Consider the following 16,882-nt stretch of genomic DNA (forward strand, 5'->3'; position numbering starts at 1 on the left):
TAAAACCGCCGATCAAGTTGGAGGCACCGCGAACGTTCCATACAGGCAAACCTAGAACTGATAGTTCAGGCCAAACCGCAAACCACGGTAACGGGGCGTCGATTTGGTCGTAAACCCGTTGTCAAATTCGACGGTTTCAGAATCGAACCGGACGTATTCATATTCCCCAGTGATCGACCAGTTCTCATTCAATTTGTGCTCGGCGCCAATGCTGGCCGAGAACCCTTTTCGACTGTCTTTATCCTGAAAGGACTGGGTTGTTGCCCCGGATGTAATCGAACTGGTCGTGGTTATATCGCCATGCACGTAACCAACGGAAATAAAGTATAACACTCTGCCACTTGGGTTTGTCAGACCGTTCCGGAAGCGAATTGAGATGACATCCGAAATCTCTGAACCGCCATTGACGACTGAGGTTCCGATCTGCGTCGACACTTCATCGTCCAGAGATCCGAAATCATAGCCCAACTCGACCCCATAGACGTAGTCACGCCCGCCTTTTGCGGGCAGAAGACCGCGCCAACCGCCCCGAATACCACCGTAACTGCCGGTGAGGTCCAATTCGCCGACAGCAAACGTATCTGTAGTCGTCGTCAGGCCAAAGCGGTCCGAGCCGCTGGTCGAATAGCCGGCTGTCAAGCCCAGATAGAAGGCGCTAACATCGCTGCCATAACGTGCTGACGATATTACCGGCGGTTCAGATAAATCCGGATCCAGATTCCCTGCGGCAGCGGAATTGAGTACCAGAAACAACGCGGCCATTGCGGGAAGGGCAACCCTGATATTAGACCCTGCACTAAATCTCAAATTTTTCACTCGCACCCTCCGTCATCCCGATCCGACACCAGGATCAGCACTGATATGCCGTTTCAGGAGGCGTTAGCCTAGGCCCCGAAAAAACCTGACTTTTCTCGGAACATAATTCCAAGTGATAAATCAAGGGTAAATCTTGGAAACAAATACCAGCGATGGTATCCGCATCACAGATAAAGGACGGGTCAGAGCAACTGCCCCGCCAGAGAATTCGCACCTGATCCGATGATCAAAACGTCCCGCAACGCGCCGATTTCCACATCCGCATCAGAGACGTGAACCGAATGAAGATATTCAGATTTTCCCACCATCTGTCCCGGCAACCGGCCGGTTTTTTCGAACAGAACGCGGACTTTGCGTCCAACCATGGCATCCTGAATTTCGCGCTGATGACGCGTGATCAATCCCTGCAGCCGCTGTAGGCGGTCATCCGCCACCCCAGGATCAACCTGAGACCGCTCGGCTGCGGGCGTTCCCGGGCGCGTCGAATACTTGAACGAATAGGCATAGCCGTATTTGACTTGCTCGACCAAATCCATGGTGGCCTGAAAATCTTCGTCGGTTTCTTCAGGGAACCCAACGATGAAATCACCAGACATGACAATATCCGGACGCGCAGCGCGGATACGCTCAATCAGACGCAAATAGCTTTCGGCTGTGTGACTGCGGTTCATCCGCTTCAGAATGCGATCCGAACCCGACTGGACCGGTAAATGAAGATAGGGCATCAGTTTTTCGCAGGTGCCGTGCGCCTCGATCAGGTCGTCGGCCATGTCGTTCGGGTGCGACGTGGTAAAGCGGATGCGCTCTAGCCCGTCGACCTTGTTCAACTCCCAAATCAGTCCCGCCAGCGTCATGTCGCCGTTCGGCCCAGCCCCGTGATAGGCGTTGACGTTCTGACCCAGCAGAGTGATCTCGCGCACGCCACGTTCGACCAGATCCTGTGCCTCGCGGATGATACGGTCCACCGGACGGCTGACTTCGGCGCCTCGGGTATAGGGCACGACACAAAAGGCACAGAATTTATCGCAGCCTTCCTGAACGGTCAGAAAAGCGGTGGGGCCACGTTTGGCTTTGGGACGATTCTTGAGCTTTTCGAACTTGTCCTCTTCGGGGAAATCCGTGTCCAGTGCCTTGGCGCCTTCGCGCGTCTTGGCTTCCATCTCAGGCAGACGGTGATAGCTTTGCGGGCCAACCACCAGATCGACCAGGGGCTGACGGCGCATGATTTCTTCGCCCTCGGCCTGCGCGACGCAGCCCGCGACCCCGATCTTGAGATCGGGTTTTTCGGCTTTCAACCCTTTGAAACGCCCCAGCTCGGAATAGACCTTTTCGGCTGCTTTTTCCCGGATGTGACAGGTGTTCAGCAGAATCATATCCGCGTCATCCGGGCTCTGGGTTTCGACATAGCCCTGCCCCCCCAGGGTCTCGGCCATACGCTCGCTGTCATAGACGTTCATCTGGCAACCATAGGTCTTGATGTACAGCTTTTTGGGTTCTGACATGGGGTTGGGCCTTTGCGTTCGCGGGATCGGCGTCATCTATACCCAACGAACGCCGCTTGCAATGCCAGCGCGATTACCCGATTTTGGCCGAAAACTCCAGATGGACGGGGCCGGACAGGCAATGCAGTACGACAGTCTCACTTCTTTCCTTCAATCCGGCAAGGCCGCGTTGGCCAAAGGTCCGGTTGCGATGATCTTCGCCGAAGACGATGTCGAGATCGACGGTACCATCTGGCACCATCTGAACCTTGGCTTCAAGTCACTGATCGTGTTCATGCCCGAAGCCTTTACGCTGGATCCTAAACTGACCGAGCGTATCCACAGAGTGACACTGACCTGCGCACCGAGAACCGTCGTCTTTGACACGGTTAATCAGGTCATCCAGGCCGCTCCTGACCTTTGGATGTATTACTGCTATAACGCTGAATACCTGTTCTTCCCCTTCTGCGAAACGCGCACGATCGGCGAGTTACTTGCCTTTCACACCGAAGAACGCCGGAACGCCATGCTAACCCATGTGATCGACCTGTATGCTGATGACCTTGGCGCCTTTCCAAACGGGGTTGCCCCGGATCAGGCCATGCTGGACCGCACCGGGTATTACGCACATGCCCGACACAACGCTGAAGGACACCCGCTGGAAAGACAGCTGGACATATCCGGCGGTTTGCGCTGGCGGTTCGAAGATCACATCCCCTATGAACGCCGCCGCATCGACAGAATCGGGCTGTTCAAATCGCGAAATGATCTGTTGTTACTGCCCGACCACACGTTCAATGAGCCCGAGTACAACACCTATTCCTGCCCCTGGCACCACAATCTGACGGCGGCGATCTGTTCTTTCCGCGCAGCCAAGGCGCTTAAAAGCAACGCGGGGTCGACCTTCGACATCCCCAGTTTCCGCTGGCGCAACTCGGCTCGGTTCCAGTGGTCATCCCAGCAGCTGTTGGAACTGGGGCTCATCGAATCGGGGCAGTGGTTCTAGGCAGATCAGCGTCGCAGCAGAACCGGGAACCAATCTTCCCGCAAACGCTGCCCGGGCTGCATGTCGTGGCCCGGAAACGGAGGCGAGGTGCGCCCCGGACGTTCCACATATCGCGCATCCTCCCCAACCAACCGCAAGGAAAAAGCACGGCGGCGGCTGTCAGACTGGTTTCCACGCGCGCCATGCAGCGTACGGTAGTTGAAGGCAACCGCGTCACCGGGTTCCATTTCGAATTCAACCACCCTCATAGCTTCGGCATCGGGGTCGGGAATGGGGATGTACTGGCCTTCATCCGCGAAAAACCCTTCTTCCGAGACCCAACGCGTGGGCAGAACCTCTTTCTCCCATCTATGTGAACCTGCCACACAACGAAGGGTGGCCTGTGTCACCGGGTCCAATGGCGACCAGAAACTGATCGTCTGACTGCCCTCGACGAAATAGTATGGCCCATCCTGGTGCCACGGCGTTGCCATCGACGTGCCTGGTTCTTTCACCAGAACATGGTCATGGAACATTTGTACGGTTTGCGACTGCATCAGATCCGCTGCGACCTCGGCTGCCGGTGAATTGTGGATCACGTTCTGGAACTGTTCGATACGCGACCAGTTGCAGTAATCATCAAAGAACAGACCGGTTTCGCCCTGTTTTTGGTTGTCCGACGCATATGGTCCGGGTTCAGCCATATTGGCCGCGATGCCGTCACGCAGCGTATCCACGTAGTCGGCAAACAAACCTTTGATCAGAACCACGCCGTCCTGTTGGTATGTGTCAATCATCTCTTGCGTAACCAGGGGGTGAGCCATCTGTGCCTCCATTCGAATTTAACCTGAATTTGCTCATGAAACTTTCATCTATTCAAATAATATCTTTGAAATGTATAGTTAACCTTATGTTATACGTTACCCTACGCCAATATGAATATGTCTGCGCCATCGGACGGCATGGCAGCCTGTCTGCTGCAGCGTTGCATCTAAATGTTTCGCAGCCAGCCCTGTCGAATGCGCTAACCCGGGTCGAAGACCAGTTGGGCTATCCGCTGTTTATCCGAAAGCGCGGAGCGGCTATGGCGCTGACACCGCAGGGACGTAGCTTTATTGAAAACGCCGAGGCCCTGCTGACACGTGCCGCACGTTTGGAAAATTCTGGAACAGACGGTACCGCAACCACGCGCCTGCGTCTGGGCTGTTTCGACGACCTCGCGCCTTTCCTGCTGGCAAAGGCTTTGCATAGCCTGCGACAGAACATGCCCGAAGTTGATATCACATATCGCGTAGACGAATTTCAGGGCCTGATTTCCGGCCTCGTCAATGGTGAGATCGACCTTGCCTTGACTTATGGCCTGACACTGGATGCGGCCTTTTCCACGACCACCTTGTTCACCAATCGACCAATCGCGGTTATGACAAAAGGCCACCCCTTGGCCAATCGGGCGCAGGTATCATTGCAGGATGTAGTGGCCTACCCCCTGATCCTATCGAACGAGGGACTATCTGCGCAGCATTTCCTGAGTCTCTTCCGTCAACTTGGGCAGAACCCCAATGTCGCACATCGGGCCGCGTCGCCCGAGATCCAACGCAGCCTCGCGGCGCATGGCGAAGGCGTTGCCATCAGCTATGCCAACATTCCTGCCAAGACCAGCTATGACGGGATGCCGTTGGTCAGCATACCTGTGTCAGATGAAATCGCAACAGAACCCGTTGTTGTGGCACGGCATGGAACAGGCCCTTTGGATCCGCATAGCGAAAAGGCACAGCACATCCTGACCGGACTGATGACGTAAGTTTACTTTTTACGCAGACGGATCACAACGTCGACTGACGCGATCTCAACCCCTTCAGGCGCGTCGGGCAGTCGCTGGATGACCAGCTGTTCGGACGGAGCATCGCTGAGCCGGCCCTCATCTTCCCAATAGAAATGCGGATGATCATGCGTGTTGGTGTCGAAATAGCTTTTCGATCCGTCAACGGTAATTTCTTGCAGAACCCCGGCATCGCAAAAGGCGCGCAACGTGTTGTAAACCGTCGCCAGAGAAACAGCATCTCCGTTCTGTTTGGCCGATTCAAACAGGCTTTCGGCGGTGACGTGGCGATGGCGGCCATCACCGACCAGCAGCTCTGCCAAAGCTACGCGCTGACGCGTCGGACGCAATCCGGCGTGAACCAACCAACCTGTGGCTATGCTCTGGCAATCTGCTGTCATCAGTCCAATACCAATTTGTTGCTGAGGTATATATAAGTGCTGTAGTCAGGTAATTTCAAATGAATTTCATTCGCAGAGAATAATGTAAACACAACATGATGTAGGCCACTGCTCTTGCAGGACCTTGCATACGGGTGCTAGACGAGACCAAATTAGATGGAAAGACCCCTGGCAGGAGAGGCGCAGAATGGCCCAATTCCCAAGCAGCTTTGACAAGGACGATCTGCTGAAATGCGCCCGCGGCGAACTATTCGGCCCCGGGAACGCACAGTTGCCCGCCCCGCCGATGTTGATGATGGATCGGATCACCGAGATTTCGGCCGATGGTGGCGCCCATGGCAAAGGTCATATTCTCGCTGAATTCGACATTACGCCCGACCTTTGGTTCTTTGATTGCCATTTCCCCGGCAACCCGATCATGCCCGGCTGCTTGGGCCTGGACGGTTTGTGGCAGCTGACCGGATTCAACCTGGGCTGGCGCGGCTGGCAAGGGCGCGGCATGGCCGTTGGAGTGGGCGAGGTCAAGCTGACAGGTATGGTACGCCCGGACCGCAAGATGCTGACCTATAAAATCGACTTCAAGAAAGCAATCCAGACCCGCCGCCTGACTATGGGTGTCGCAGATGGTATCGTCGAAGCCGACGGTGAGATGATTTACGATGTCAAGGACATGAAAGTAGTTCTGTCCGAAGCCTGAGCCTGACCGGCCCCAAATAAGGAGCACGCACATGCGTCGAGTAGTTGTCACCGGCTTGGGAGTTGTCTCTTCCATCGGGAACAATGCCGAAGAGGTTCTGACCTCACTCAAGGCCGGCAAGTCCGGCATCGTGGCCAATGACCAGATGGTCGAACATGGCTTTCGCAGCCAGATCGCCGGGTCGCTCAAAATCGACGTTAGCGAACATGTGGACAAGCGCACCCTGCGCTTTATGGGTCCCGGAGCGGCCTATGCGCATATCGCGATGAGCCAGGCGATTGCCGATTCAGGATTGACCGAAGACCAGGTTGCCAACCCACGTACCGGCCTTGTCGCCGGATCGGGCGGACCGTCGACCAGCGCCATGCTGACTGCGCATCAGACCGTTCTGAAAAACGGCGCGACCAAGCGGATCGGCCCGTTTGCAGTTCCTAAATGCATGTGCTCAACCATTTCGGCCAACCTTGCGACCGCCTTCAAGATCAAGGGCATCAATTACTCGATCACTTCGGCCTGTTCGACCTCGTTGCATTGCATCGGCAATGCCGCAGAGCAGATCATGATGGGCAAACAAGATATAATGTTCGCGGGCGGCGGGGAAGAGCTGGACTGGACCTTGTCCTGTCTGTTCGATGCAATGGGTGCCATGTCGTCGAAATACAACGATACGCCCGAAAAAGCTTCTCGTGCATTCGACCAAGACCGCGACGGGTTCGTGATATCCGGCGGAGGCGGTATTGTCGTGCTGGAAGATCTGGAACACGCATTGGCACGCGGCGCCAAAATCTATGCTGAAGTGACGGGTTTTGCAGCAACCTCCGACGGTCACGACATGGTAGCCCCCTCTGGCGAAGGTGGCGAACGCGCCATGCGTCTGGCGCTGGACACCCTGCCCGAAGGCCGCAAGGTCGACTACATCAATGCCCATGGCACCTCGACCCCGGTCGGAGATGTCGGCGAAGTCGAAGCTGTGCGCCGTATTTTTGGCGAGGGAAGCGTGCCGCCGATTTCCTCGACCAAGTCGATGACAGGTCACGCACAAGGTGCGGCTGGCGCGCTGGAGGCTATTTTCTGCCTTTTGATGCTGGAACATGATTTTATAACGCCGTCGATCAACGTCGACACGCTTGCCGAGGGCATCCAGCCCGGAGAAATTGCAACTCAGCTAGTTGAAAATGCAGGTTTGGACAGCGTCATGACCAACAGCTTCGGCTTTGGTGGGACGAACGGGTCCATGGTTCTTTCAAAGTATAACGGGTGAATGGAATGTCAGATCTAATGAAAGGCAAACGCGGCCTCGTTATGGGCGTGGCGAATGACCGTTCGATCGCATGGGGCATCGCAAAGGCCATGCACGAAGCGGGCGCCGAATTGGCATTCACCTATCAGGGCGAGGCATTCGGAAAGCGGCTGGAACCGCTGGCGCAGAGCCTTGGCAGCGATTTCATGGTCGATGCGGACGTCACCGATGACGAGTCGTTGGATCGCGCTTTTGACGAGCTTGCCCAGCGCTGGCCCACCATAGATTTTGTGGTCCACGCCGTCGCCTATTCCGATAAGTCCGAGCTCACAGGCCGGTTCCTGGACACCAGCCGGGCGAATTTCAAGAATTCGATGGATATTTCGGCCTATTCGCTGATCGAAGTGGCCCGCCGCGCCTATCCGATGATGAAAGAAAACGGCGGCACGATCCTGACGCTGACTTATCAGGGGTCTAACCGGGTTGTGCCCAACTACAACGTAATGGGTGTGGCCAAAGCTGCGCTGGAATCAGCGACCCGTTATCTGGCCAACGATCTTGGACCTGACGGAATCCGCGTGAACGCAATCTCTCCGGGTCCGATGAAAACACTGGCCGGTGCGGCCATCGGAGGGGCCCGCAAGACCTTCAAGTTCTGCGACCAGAACGCTCCGATGCGCAGCAATGCCACGCTTGAGGCTGTCGGCGGCACCGCGGTTTATCTGGCTTCGGATGCGGGGGCCTGCACCTCGGGCGAAGTTATTCGTGTTGATGGTGGCTTCCACGTTCTGGGAATGCCTCAACCGGACCATATGTGACCATTTCTTTCCCTGTCAGTGCCAAGATTTGACCATCTTTCGCAGGCAGGGATAGTTGCATGAACAAAGCAGAGCAAATCATCGCCAGCAGCAAGCGGGTTTCCCGCCGAAAACCGGGTTTTCTGGGGTTTAGGGGCCGCGTCGCCTTGATGACCCTAACAATGCTGCTGATGCTGTTTGTATTCTTCACTCAGCCGCATGTACGCGAGATCTTTGCATCATGGACCAGCCTGTTTTCAGGCTGATCCAGATCACGAAACTCAATTCACCGAAACCACTTCGATTTCGAAAATCAGGTCCCTTCCGGCCAGAGGATGGTTCGCGTCCAGCGTGACGGTCACCTCATCAGCCTCGACAACAGTTACCGGCAATGCGTGCCCTTCGGGCGTTTGCATCTGCAACTGGGTGCCGGGTTCAAGCGGGATGTCGTCCGGAATACCTTCGCGTGGAATGCTCTGGCGCATTTCGGGATTGATCGGCCCATAAGCATCAACGCAGGCGATCTCGACACGTTTTTTGTCCCCGGCCACCAGACCAGGCATAGCACTGTCCAATCCGGGAATAATCTGCCCGGACCCCACCTCGAATTCCAGCGGATCGCGCCCTTGTGAACTGTCAAAGACATTCCCGTCCTGCAACGTACCGGTATAGTGGATGCGAACTGTGTCGCCCTGTTTTATCGCTGTCATTTTGGCCTCCGGCCGATAAAAAATTGAGCGGTCAAACCTAGGCAATGAAGCAACATTGTAAACCCTTAGCACTTTTGCAAACCTGCACCGAATGAACGGAGGGGAATTGATGCCGATCACAACCTGCATTTTTGATGCATACGGCACGTTGTTCGATGTGGCCGCCGCTGCAAGGCAAGCCGCATCGGAACCTGGCAATGAGGCGCTGCAGCAGAAATGGCCGGAACTGGCCAATCACTGGCGCCTGAAACAGTTGCAATACACCTGGCTGCGTGCGGTGGCCGATGCACATGCAGATTTCTGGGACGTCACCCAGGACGGTCTGGATTGGGCACTAGAGGCAACGGGGCTGGACCAGCACCCTGCCCTACGCCAGCGCCTGCTTGATCTCTACTGGGAATTACAGGCCTATCCCGAGGTTCCCGAAATGCTGGCCACCCTGAAGGCCGGCGGGATGCAGACTGCGATCTTGTCGAACGGATCACCGCCGATGCTGGATGGTGCGGTTCAATCCGCAGGTATAAGCGGCGTTCTGGATGATATTCTGTCGGTCGAAAGCGTTGGCGTCTTCAAACCGCATGTCAAGGTTTACGATCTGGTCGCGCAGAGGTTCGGCTGCCAGCGCGACGAAGTCTTGTTCGTCAGCTCAAATGGCTGGGACGCGGCGGGGGCCAGTGGCTATGGTTTCGTCACCGCCTGGGTCAACCGTGCGAACGAACCAATGGATCGGTTGCCATGGCAGCCAACGCATGTACTGTCCGACCTGACATCCATTCCGGAACTTGCAGGACTCTGATGCCCTTTTTTTCGACCAACGACGGCAAACGCCTCTATTTCGAAGACACCGGCAGCGGCAGGCCGGTCCTGTGTTTGGCTGGCCTTACCCGAAACAGCCGGGATTTCTCATTTCTTGCCCCACACATGACCGATTGGCGGATGATCGCGATGGATTATCGCGGGCGCGGGCAATCCGAGCATGACTCGGATCACGGGAACTATAGCCTGTTACGCGAATCTCAGGACGTGATCGATCTGCTGGATCATCTTGGCCTGGATCAGGTGACCGTGATTGGGACCTCACGTGGAGGCCTGATCGCGATGACCTTGGCCACCACCAACCCAAAGCGGCTGGCGGCTGTTGTGCTCAATGATGTTGGTCCGGTCTTTAATCCATCGGGCATCGCCAAAATAATGGAATATGTCGGCAAACAACCGGTCTCGAAAACCTATGACGAGGCCGCGCAGGCGCTTCAGCACGTGTTGGGCCCGCAGTTTCCAGGGATTTCACTGGAAAGATGGCGGCAGATGGCTGAATTTCAAAATCAGGAAACGACAGAGGGTTTGACCCTGCGCTATGATCCGGCCCTGCGCACAGCGCTGCTGGAACAGGCCGCAGCCGGGGCAATCCCGGATATGTGGATGTTCTTCGAGGCCCTGCACGACATCCCAACGGGTGTCATTCGCGGTGAAAATTCCGATCTTCTGAGCGCGCAGACATTGGCCGAGATGCAGAACCGGCATCCAGGGTTGATCTCGGCTACCGTGCCCGATCGCGGACACGTGCCGTTTCTGGACGAACCTCAATCATTGGGCGTTATTCGCAAAGTACTGGACGCGGCATGAGCACACTTGAAATGATCGAAGCCGCAGCCCTGCGTCTGCAAGGGCACGTCAGAGAAACACCAATCCTGACCTCTCCGTTTTTGGATGAAATCGCGGGTCGCCGCGTGTTGGTAAAACCGGAATGCCTGCAGCACACCGGCAGTTTCAAGTTTCGCGGGGCGTGGTCGGCCATTTCGGGCCTCAGTGAAGCAGACCGAAAGAAAGGTGTGATCGCCTATTCCTCGGGCAATCATGCTCAGGGCGTGGCTTATGCCGCCGCACAGCATGGTATTTCGGCTGTTATCATCATGCCCTCGGATGCCCCAAAGCTCAAAATCGACAACACGCGCGCTCTGGGGGCCGAGGTGGTTCTGTATGACCGCTCCAATGAAAGCCGCGAAGAAATCGGGGAGGCCGTGGCGGCCAAGCGTGGCTTGACCCTGATCCGCCCCTATGATGAACCGCTGGTGATAGCCGGGCAAGGAACAACCGGGCTGGAAATCGCGCGTCAGGCGGCTGCTCTGGGTGTGGAACAGGCCGATGTGCTGGTCTGTTGCGGCGGCGGGGGGCTGACCTCGGGTATTGCGCTTGCGCTCGAGGGGCACGCACCCGGTCTGCGCGCTCGCCCCTGCGAGCCCGAAGGGTTTGACGACGTCAAACGCTCGTTGGCACTGGGACGAATACAGAACAACGCGGCCACATCTGGCAATATCTGCGACGCCATTCTGACCCCGCAACCCGGCGACATCACCTTTCCGATCCTGCAACGGCTGTGCGGTCCCGGCCTGTCTGTGACCGAAGAAGAGGCGATGCGCGCCATGGCTTTGGCCTTTCTGCGCCTGAAGATCGTGCTGGAACCGGGCGGTGCGGTTTCCCTGGCCGCAGCGTTGTTTCGCAGGTCCGAAATTCAAGGAGACGCCGTTATCATTGTCGCATCGGGTGGCAATGCGGACCCGGACGTCTTTGCCAAAGCTATGGAGTTCCTGACCTGACAACCGCCGTCGGTTCCGGCAGCGTGTCAGTTCAGCATGCAAAGACAAAGGATTTTTATGCAGATAGCTGACCTTGGGGATGTACAGCTTCATTACCGGATCGACGGCGCCCCACAAGGCGCGCCGATCGTATTCGCGAACTCGCTGGGCACCGATCTGCGCCTGTGGGATGCGATGCTGCCATACCTGCCTGATGGGCTGCGAGTCATTCGATACGACAAACGCGGGCATGGCCTGTCCTCGGCGCCTCAGGCGCCCTATTCGATGGGGGCGCTGATCCGCGATGCCGAAGGCCTTCTGGATCACCTAAAGGTCCGAGATTGCGTTTTTGTCGGTCTGTCCATCGGCGGGATGATCGCGCAGGGTCTGGCCGTCAAACGCCTGGATTTGATTCGCGGGCTGGTTCTATCAAATACAGCGGCCAAAATAGCCACCCCCGCGATTTGGGCGGACCGTATGGAAGCCGTCCGGATCGGCGGCATCGAAATGCTAGCCGACGCAACTATGGAGCGCTGGTTCTCGCGGGCATTCCACGCGTCGCCCCAGCACCTGCTATGGCGCAACATGATGGTGCGGCAACCTGTTGAAGGCTATCTGGGATGTTGCGCCGCCATTTCCGGAACCGATTTTTACACGCCAACAAGTGGCCTGCGTTTGCCGACTTTGGGCATTGCGGGCAGTGAGGATGGCTCTACCCCGCCGGATCTAGTAAAAGAAACCATTGATCTTATTCCCGGTGCCCGTTTCGAATTGATACGCAAAGCGGGCCATCTGCCCTGCGTCGAACAACCCATTGAATACGCGGCCCTACTAAAAGACTTTTTGACTGGCATCGGTCATATCTGAAGGAGCATTGCTTTGGCGGATTTTCTGTTGGTCCATGGCTCATGCCATGGTGCCTGGTGTTGGAGAGATTTGATCCCAGCACTTGAAACACGCGGCCATTCGGTCCGCGCAATTGATATGCCCAGCCACGGATCTGACCCGACGTCGATCGACCAGGTGACCCTGGACAGTTGCCGGAACGCCGTTCTGGCTGCGAGCAGATCGGATACGATCATCGTCGGCCATTCTTGGGGGGGATACCCCATTAGTGCCGCCGCCGAATTGAGACCGGATGCGATGCGCGGACTTGTTTTCCTGTCCGCCTACGTCCCCGAGAACGGATTGTCGATGGTCGAGATGCGCCGGAAATCACCGCGGCAAACAATAGTTGATGCCGTCGAAAAATCGACTGACGGGCTGTCCTATACGGTCAAACCCGATAGCGTGAAGGCCTTGTTTTACCACGACTGCCCGGAAGAGGTCCTGCTTTATGCGCTGGCTCGGCTTTGCCCGCAGGCCATTGCACCTCAGGAGACACGGCTTACCCTGACAGCACATTTTCAGGATATGCCCAAAGCATATATCCGAACACTCGACGACCATACCATCCCGCCTGAATACCAGCACATCATGAGCCTCAGCATGCCCGAGGGAATGCGCCATTCCATCCAAAGCTCTCATTCGCCATTCTTTTCGCACCCTGAAAAACTGGCCGATCTATTGGACGACATCGCGCAGGGCTTTGATACTCTTGACTGATCTGCGAAATCTTGCGGCTTTCCTCTGAACCTGACCCCCGATAGGGTGCCCGAAACTTTCTTTGTCGGTTCCCATGCGCTTACCTTTCCTGTTTGTTCTTGCCACTGTCATGATTGATGCAATGGGGATTGGCCTTGTGCTGCCCATTATGCCCGAGCTCATTATTGATGTTCAGGGTGGTACGCTGGCCAGCGCGGCGATCTGGGGCGGCGTCCTAAGCACCGCTTTTGCAGCGATGCAATTTATCTTTGGACCGATCCTGGGCAACCTGTCTGACGCTTTCGGGCGCAGGGGTGTATTGTTGGTATCGCTGTTTGTTATGTCGCTGGACTATGTGGTCATGGCGCTTGCTGGCAGTATTTGGCTATTACTTGCCGGTCGGATCGTCGGCGGGATCACAGCCGCAACTCATTCCACCGCCGCGGCGTTCATGGCGGATGTGTCGAAACCCCACGAAAAAGCTGCGAACTTCGGTCTGTTAGGGGCGGCATTCGGGGTTGGCTTTGTCTTGGGTCCGGTCATCGGCGGATTGCTGAGCGAATATGGAACACGTGCGCCCTTCTGGGCTGCCGCAGCGCTTTCGGCCATAACATTCGGCGTCGGTTTGATGGTGATGCCTGAAACGGTGACCGATAAGAACCGGCGCCCGTTCAGCCTGCGCCGCGCTAACCCCGTGAATTCATTGCGTGCCATCGCGGCGCTGCCGGGAATCCGTCCGATGTTGTGGGTCTATTTCCTCTATTCAGTCTCAATCTACGTCTATCCGGCCATTTGGGCCTATTTCACCGCCGAGCGTTTTGGATGGTCACCCCAGATGATTGGTGTGTCGCTGGGTCTTTATGGAATTGGAATGGCCGCGGTTCAGGGCGGATTGATACGCCCCGCCACACGTTTTCTCGGCGAACGCGTAACAATCCTTCTCGGGATGGTGTTCGAGATTGTCAGCTTTCTGCTTCTGGCTTTTCTGACTAATGGAATAATCGCGCTGATGCTGATCCCGATCACGGCTATCGGCGCAGTCGCAACCCCGGCAATCCAGGCTCTGGCCTCGCGCGCAACACCAGATTCGCAACAAGGAGAGCTTCAAGGCGTGCTAACTTCACTGCACGCGCTTTCCATGGTGATTTCCCCTCTGGTCATGAGCAGCGTATTTGCCTGGTTCGCAAAGCCCGGCTCCGCCATCTATTTTCCCGGCGCGCCGTTTCTTCTGGCCATGTGCCTTATGATTGTCGGCCTTATCCTCTTTTACAGATCTCGCCCCATTTCTGCATAACAACGACATGACGATGACGGTTTCGGCCTTGCAGGTCATTCCGAACCGCGCCACCGTGATTAAAACCGAATACGAGGACATCATGCAATCCATCAAGGCGGCCGTATGTCGGGCATTCGACAAACCCCTGGTCATAGAAGACGTGCTGATCGCCCCGCCCGCCGCCGGCGAAGTCGAGGTCACCCTGGATGCGGTTGCGATCTGCCATTCCGACATTTCTTTCGCCAGCGGCGCCTGGGGTGGATTCCTGCCCGCTGTTTATGGCCATGAGGCCGCGGGTGTGATCACCGCAACGGGCGGCATGACCGAAGGGTTCGAGGTTGGCGATTCCGTCGTGGTGACGCTGATCCGTGCATGCGGTTCCTGCCCCTCCTGCGCGGGTGGCAAGCCAACCTTATGTGAAACACCCCACGACACTGTAAAAGGTCCGTTGCGCACCGCTGACGGGGGCCCGCTGGAGCAAGCAATGGCGTGCGGGGCTTTTGCCGAAAAAGTCGTGGTCAGCCACCGGCAGATCGTGAGAGTTCCCGAGGCCCTGCCAAAGGATGTGGCCAGTCTGCTGTCTTGCGGGGTAATCACCGGTGTGGGCGCTGCCGTGAATGCCGCCGGTCTGCGCCCGGGTCAGGATGTCGTCGTGATCGGGGCCGGAGGCGTTGGCCTGAACGCCATACAAGGCGCACGGATTGCGGGTGCCCGGCGTATCGTTGCGGTCGACATGACCGAGGACAAACTGGCCATTGCAAAGGAATTTGGTGCAACCCACGGCGTTCTGGCCACTTTGGACGCACCATGGAAGGCAGCTTACCGCGCACTTGGCGGTCGAGGGGCCGATGCCGTGCTGATCACAGTCGGTGCAATCCCGGCCTATGACCAGGCCGTTCGCTATCTTGGCCGAGGCGGTAAGGCCATCATGATCGGGATGCCCCATTCCGGCGACATGGCAAGCTATGAACCTGTTGTCCTGGCCGCACTTGGTCAGGGGCTGATCGGGTCAAAGATGGGGGATGTGGTGATCCAACGTGATATTCCCTGGATGATCGACCTGTATGAACAGGGGCGGCTGAGGCTGGATGAACTGATCTCGGGCCGCTGGTCCTTGTCGCAAATCAACGAGGCGATTGCGGATACCAAAACCGGATCGGCCAAACGAAACGTCATCATGTTTGACAGGGCCTAAGCAGCCCCGGCTGGAGTATATCCTATGAAACTGCAGGATCTCGATATCATTGTCACGGCCCCCCCTGCTCCGGGTTGGGGTGGCCGGTACTGGATACTGGTAAAGGTTACCACCGACACAGGCGTCACCGGTTGGGGCGAATGCTATGCTTCATCCATTGGACCTGAAGCTATGTGTCACGTAATCCGGGATGTCTTTGAACGGCATATGCTCGGCGAGAACCCCGAGAACATCGAGCTTATGTTCCGCCGCGTCTATTCCAGCGGTTTTACCCAGCGCCCCGACCTGACCGTAATGGGTGCGTTTTCAGGGCTAGAAATCGCGTGTTGGGACATTCTGGGTAAAGATCGCGACCGTCCGGTTTATGCGCTTTTGGGTGGGCTGGTTAATCAACGCATCCGGGCCTACACCTACCTTTACCCCCTGCCCCGGCATGACCTGGCCGACTTTTGGACTTCGCCCGACCAGGCCGCGGAATGTGCAGCTGAAATGGTGAGCCGCGGCTTCACGGCAGTAAAATTTGATCCCGCTGGTCCCTACACGATCCGTGGCGGGCATATGCCTGCTATGTCCGACATCTCGATGTCAGTTGCCTTTTGCAAAGCGATCCGTGAAGCGGTCGGCGACAAGGCCGACCTGTTGTTTGGCACCCACGGTCAGTTCAACACCGCAGGCGCAATCCGGCTGGGTCAGGCGCTGGAACCCTATTCACCGCTTTGGTTCGAAGAACCTACCCCACCTGACATGATCGAAGACATGGCCCGCGTCGCTCGCAACGTGCGAATACCCGTGGCAACCGGGGAACGCATGACCACCAAAGCCGAATTCGGTGCAGTTTTGCGCGCAGGTGCGGCAGAAATCCTGCAACCCGCCCTTGGGCGTGCAGGTGGGATATGGGAGATGAAGAAAGTCGCAGCCATGGCCGAGATATTCAACGCCCAAATGGCTCCGCATCTCTATGCTGGTCCAGTTGAATGGGCCGCCAACATCCATCTGGCAGCCTCAATCCCAAATCTGCTGTTGCTGGAAACCATTGATACGCCGTATCACGACGCTTTGATCAAAGGTTCACTGCGCGTTGAAAATGGCTTTGTCGTGGCACCTAATGCGCCAGGGTTGGGGATCGAAGTGGACGAAGATCTGGCCCGCTCACACCCCTATACCGGCGATGGGTTGCACCTTCAGATGCAGGAAGAACCTTGCGACTATGCCAACGGCAACGCCTTTCAGGGCGGTGCCCCTGCTGCAAAGGGGTGACAAGTACTGAAATTCTGAGTCATATTGCGCCAAAGCCAAGTTTGGAACCAA

19 protein-coding genes are annotated in these 16,882 nt (G+C 56.7%); 14 read left to right on the forward strand and 5 right to left on the reverse strand.

The annotated features are described in order from the left end of the window. Positions 1–51 precede the first annotated feature (51 nt). Together AC2FIZ_RS16285 and miaB are read right to left on the reverse strand one after the other, a co-directional pair. Positions 52–762, reverse strand: coding sequence for an outer membrane protein (locus tag AC2FIZ_RS16285; protein ID WP_496791339.1), 711 nt, complete (start codon positions 760–762; stop codon positions 52–54). A 236-nt stretch (positions 763–998) separates the two neighbouring features. Beyond that, complete coding sequence (gene miaB, locus AC2FIZ_RS16290; protein ID WP_281973461.1) at positions 999–2,318, reverse strand: tRNA (N6-isopentenyl adenosine(37)-C2)-methylthiotransferase MiaB; 1,320 nt, start codon at positions 2,316–2,318, stop codon at positions 999–1,001. Positions 2,319–2,439: 121 nt separating this feature from the next. Between miaB and AC2FIZ_RS16295 the strand changes: the two genes are divergently transcribed. Further along, complete coding sequence (locus AC2FIZ_RS16295; protein ID WP_282027610.1) at positions 2,440–3,303, forward strand: hypothetical protein; 864 nt, start codon at positions 2,440–2,442, stop codon at positions 3,301–3,303. A gap of 5 nt (positions 3,304–3,308) precedes the next feature. On the opposite strand, the gene AC2FIZ_RS16300 is transcribed toward AC2FIZ_RS16295, so the two are convergent. After that, positions 3,309–4,106, reverse strand: coding sequence for a phytanoyl-CoA dioxygenase family protein (locus AC2FIZ_RS16300; RefSeq protein ID WP_496791340.1), 798 nt, complete (start codon positions 4,104–4,106; stop codon positions 3,309–3,311). 86 nt (positions 4,107–4,192) lie between these two features. Between AC2FIZ_RS16300 and AC2FIZ_RS16305 the strand changes: the two genes are divergently transcribed. Beyond that, complete coding sequence (locus AC2FIZ_RS16305) at positions 4,193–5,083, forward strand: LysR family transcriptional regulator (RefSeq protein WP_496791341.1); 891 nt, start codon at positions 4,193–4,195, stop codon at positions 5,081–5,083. Positions 5,084–5,085: 2 nt separating this feature from the next. On the opposite strand, the gene irrA is transcribed toward AC2FIZ_RS16305, so the two are convergent. Then, the gene (gene irrA / locus AC2FIZ_RS16310; RefSeq protein ID WP_142639421.1) at positions 5,086–5,502 is read right to left on the reverse strand and encodes an iron response transcriptional regulator IrrA; all 417 of its coding nucleotides are present in this window, start codon (positions 5,500–5,502) and stop codon (positions 5,086–5,088) included. 187 nt (positions 5,503–5,689) lie between these two features. On the opposite strand from irrA, the gene fabA reads away from it, so the two are divergent. The 4 genes from fabA to AC2FIZ_RS16330 are packed head-to-tail and all read left to right on the forward strand — an operon-like array spanning position 5,690 to position 8,502. Further along, entirely contained in the window at positions 5,690–6,199 is a 510-nt protein-coding gene (gene fabA, locus AC2FIZ_RS16315) for a bifunctional 3-hydroxydecanoyl-ACP dehydratase/trans-2-decenoyl-ACP isomerase (protein ID WP_142639419.1), read from the forward strand. Between the two features lie 31 nt (positions 6,200–6,230). Further along, entirely contained in the window at positions 6,231–7,460 is a 1,230-nt protein-coding gene (gene fabB, locus AC2FIZ_RS16320) for a beta-ketoacyl-ACP synthase I (protein WP_281973459.1), read from the forward strand. 5 nt (positions 7,461–7,465) lie between these two features. Next, a complete protein-coding gene (locus AC2FIZ_RS16325; protein WP_142639415.1) occupies positions 7,466–8,257 on the forward strand; it encodes an enoyl-ACP reductase FabI in 792 nt (263 codons plus the stop codon). Positions 8,258–8,316: 59 nt separating this feature from the next. Further along, on the forward strand, positions 8,317–8,502 hold the full coding sequence (locus AC2FIZ_RS16330; RefSeq protein ID WP_142639413.1) for a hypothetical protein: 186 nt from the start codon (positions 8,317–8,319) through the stop codon (positions 8,500–8,502). 15 nt (positions 8,503–8,517) lie between these two features. On the opposite strand, the gene AC2FIZ_RS16335 is transcribed toward AC2FIZ_RS16330, so the two are convergent. Beyond that, on the reverse strand, positions 8,518–8,946 hold the full coding sequence (locus AC2FIZ_RS16335) for an FKBP-type peptidyl-prolyl cis-trans isomerase (protein ID WP_142639411.1): 429 nt from the start codon (positions 8,944–8,946) through the stop codon (positions 8,518–8,520). A 109-nt stretch (positions 8,947–9,055) separates the two neighbouring features. Here AC2FIZ_RS16335 and AC2FIZ_RS16340 point away from each other — a divergent pair, with 109 nt between their 5' ends. The 8 genes from AC2FIZ_RS16340 (at position 9,056) to AC2FIZ_RS16375 (ending at position 16,831) form a co-directional block, all read left to right on the forward strand. Continuing rightward, on the forward strand, positions 9,056–9,742 hold the full coding sequence (locus AC2FIZ_RS16340; RefSeq protein WP_496791342.1) for a haloacid dehalogenase type II: 687 nt from the start codon (positions 9,056–9,058) through the stop codon (positions 9,740–9,742). Beyond that, positions 9,742–10,569 (forward strand): alpha/beta fold hydrolase, encoded by an 828-nt coding sequence (locus tag AC2FIZ_RS16345; protein ID WP_496791344.1) that lies wholly within the window; start codon positions 9,742–9,744, stop codon positions 10,567–10,569. The genes AC2FIZ_RS16340 and AC2FIZ_RS16345 overlap by 1 nt, the downstream gene beginning before the upstream one ends. Next, a complete protein-coding gene (locus tag AC2FIZ_RS16350) occupies positions 10,566–11,540 on the forward strand; it encodes a threonine ammonia-lyase (RefSeq protein WP_281973455.1) in 975 nt (324 codons plus the stop codon). The genes AC2FIZ_RS16345 and AC2FIZ_RS16350 overlap by 4 nt, the downstream gene beginning before the upstream one ends. Positions 11,541–11,597: 57 nt before the next feature. Then, positions 11,598–12,386, forward strand: coding sequence for a 3-oxoadipate enol-lactonase (gene pcaD / locus AC2FIZ_RS16355; RefSeq protein WP_281973454.1), 789 nt, complete (start codon positions 11,598–11,600; stop codon positions 12,384–12,386). A 12-nt stretch (positions 12,387–12,398) separates the two neighbouring features. Continuing rightward, entirely contained in the window at positions 12,399–13,124 is a 726-nt protein-coding gene (locus tag AC2FIZ_RS16360) for an alpha/beta fold hydrolase (RefSeq protein ID WP_281973453.1), read from the forward strand. Between the two features lie 73 nt (positions 13,125–13,197). Then, positions 13,198–14,397, forward strand: coding sequence for a TCR/Tet family MFS transporter (locus AC2FIZ_RS16365; protein ID WP_142639399.1), 1,200 nt, complete (start codon positions 13,198–13,200; stop codon positions 14,395–14,397). Between the two features lie 82 nt (positions 14,398–14,479). Further along, on the forward strand, positions 14,480–15,574 hold the full coding sequence (locus tag AC2FIZ_RS16370; protein ID WP_281995926.1) for a zinc-binding dehydrogenase: 1,095 nt from the start codon (positions 14,480–14,482) through the stop codon (positions 15,572–15,574). 24 nt (positions 15,575–15,598) lie between these two features. Continuing rightward, a complete protein-coding gene (locus AC2FIZ_RS16375) occupies positions 15,599–16,831 on the forward strand; it encodes a mandelate racemase/muconate lactonizing enzyme family protein (protein WP_142639397.1) in 1,233 nt (410 codons plus the stop codon). Positions 16,832–16,882: the final 51 nt, after the last annotated feature.

The organism is Ruegeria sp. CDSB022 (assembly GCF_059611145.1).

Excerpts from the sequence above, each read along its gene's own strand:
- AC2FIZ_RS16285 (WP_496791339.1), bottom strand. The coding sequence starts at position 762 with ATGGCCGCGTTGTTTCTGGTACTCAATTCCGCTGCCGCAGGGAATCTG.
- miaB (WP_281973461.1), bottom strand. The coding sequence starts at position 2,318 with ATGTCAGAACCCAAAAAGCTGTACATCAAGACCTATGGTTGCCAGATG.
- AC2FIZ_RS16295 (WP_282027610.1), top strand. The coding sequence starts at position 2,440 with ATGCAGTACGACAGTCTCACTTCTTTCCTTCAATCCGGCAAGGCCGCG.
- AC2FIZ_RS16300 (WP_496791340.1), bottom strand. The coding sequence starts at position 4,106 with ATGGCTCACCCCCTGGTTACGCAAGAGATGATTGACACATACCAACAG.
- AC2FIZ_RS16305 (WP_496791341.1), top strand. The coding sequence starts at position 4,193 with ATGTTATACGTTACCCTACGCCAATATGAATATGTCTGCGCCATCGGA.
- irrA (WP_142639421.1), bottom strand. The coding sequence starts at position 5,502 with ATGACAGCAGATTGCCAGAGCATAGCCACAGGTTGGTTGGTTCACGCC.
- fabA (WP_142639419.1), top strand. The coding sequence starts at position 5,690 with ATGGCCCAATTCCCAAGCAGCTTTGACAAGGACGATCTGCTGAAATGC.
- fabB (WP_281973459.1), top strand. The coding sequence starts at position 6,231 with ATGCGTCGAGTAGTTGTCACCGGCTTGGGAGTTGTCTCTTCCATCGGG.
- AC2FIZ_RS16325 (WP_142639415.1), top strand. The coding sequence starts at position 7,466 with ATGTCAGATCTAATGAAAGGCAAACGCGGCCTCGTTATGGGCGTGGCG.
- AC2FIZ_RS16330 (WP_142639413.1), top strand. The coding sequence starts at position 8,317 with ATGAACAAAGCAGAGCAAATCATCGCCAGCAGCAAGCGGGTTTCCCGC.
- AC2FIZ_RS16335 (WP_142639411.1), bottom strand. The coding sequence starts at position 8,946 with ATGACAGCGATAAAACAGGGCGACACAGTTCGCATCCACTATACCGGT.
- AC2FIZ_RS16340 (WP_496791342.1), top strand. The coding sequence starts at position 9,056 with ATGCCGATCACAACCTGCATTTTTGATGCATACGGCACGTTGTTCGAT.
- AC2FIZ_RS16345 (WP_496791344.1), top strand. The coding sequence starts at position 9,742 with ATGCCCTTTTTTTCGACCAACGACGGCAAACGCCTCTATTTCGAAGAC.
- AC2FIZ_RS16350 (WP_281973455.1), top strand. The coding sequence starts at position 10,566 with ATGAGCACACTTGAAATGATCGAAGCCGCAGCCCTGCGTCTGCAAGGG.
- pcaD (WP_281973454.1), top strand. The coding sequence starts at position 11,598 with ATGCAGATAGCTGACCTTGGGGATGTACAGCTTCATTACCGGATCGAC.
- AC2FIZ_RS16365 (WP_142639399.1), top strand. The coding sequence starts at position 13,198 with ATGCGCTTACCTTTCCTGTTTGTTCTTGCCACTGTCATGATTGATGCA.
- AC2FIZ_RS16370 (WP_281995926.1), top strand. The coding sequence starts at position 14,480 with ATGCAATCCATCAAGGCGGCCGTATGTCGGGCATTCGACAAACCCCTG.
- AC2FIZ_RS16375 (WP_142639397.1), top strand. The coding sequence starts at position 15,599 with ATGAAACTGCAGGATCTCGATATCATTGTCACGGCCCCCCCTGCTCCG.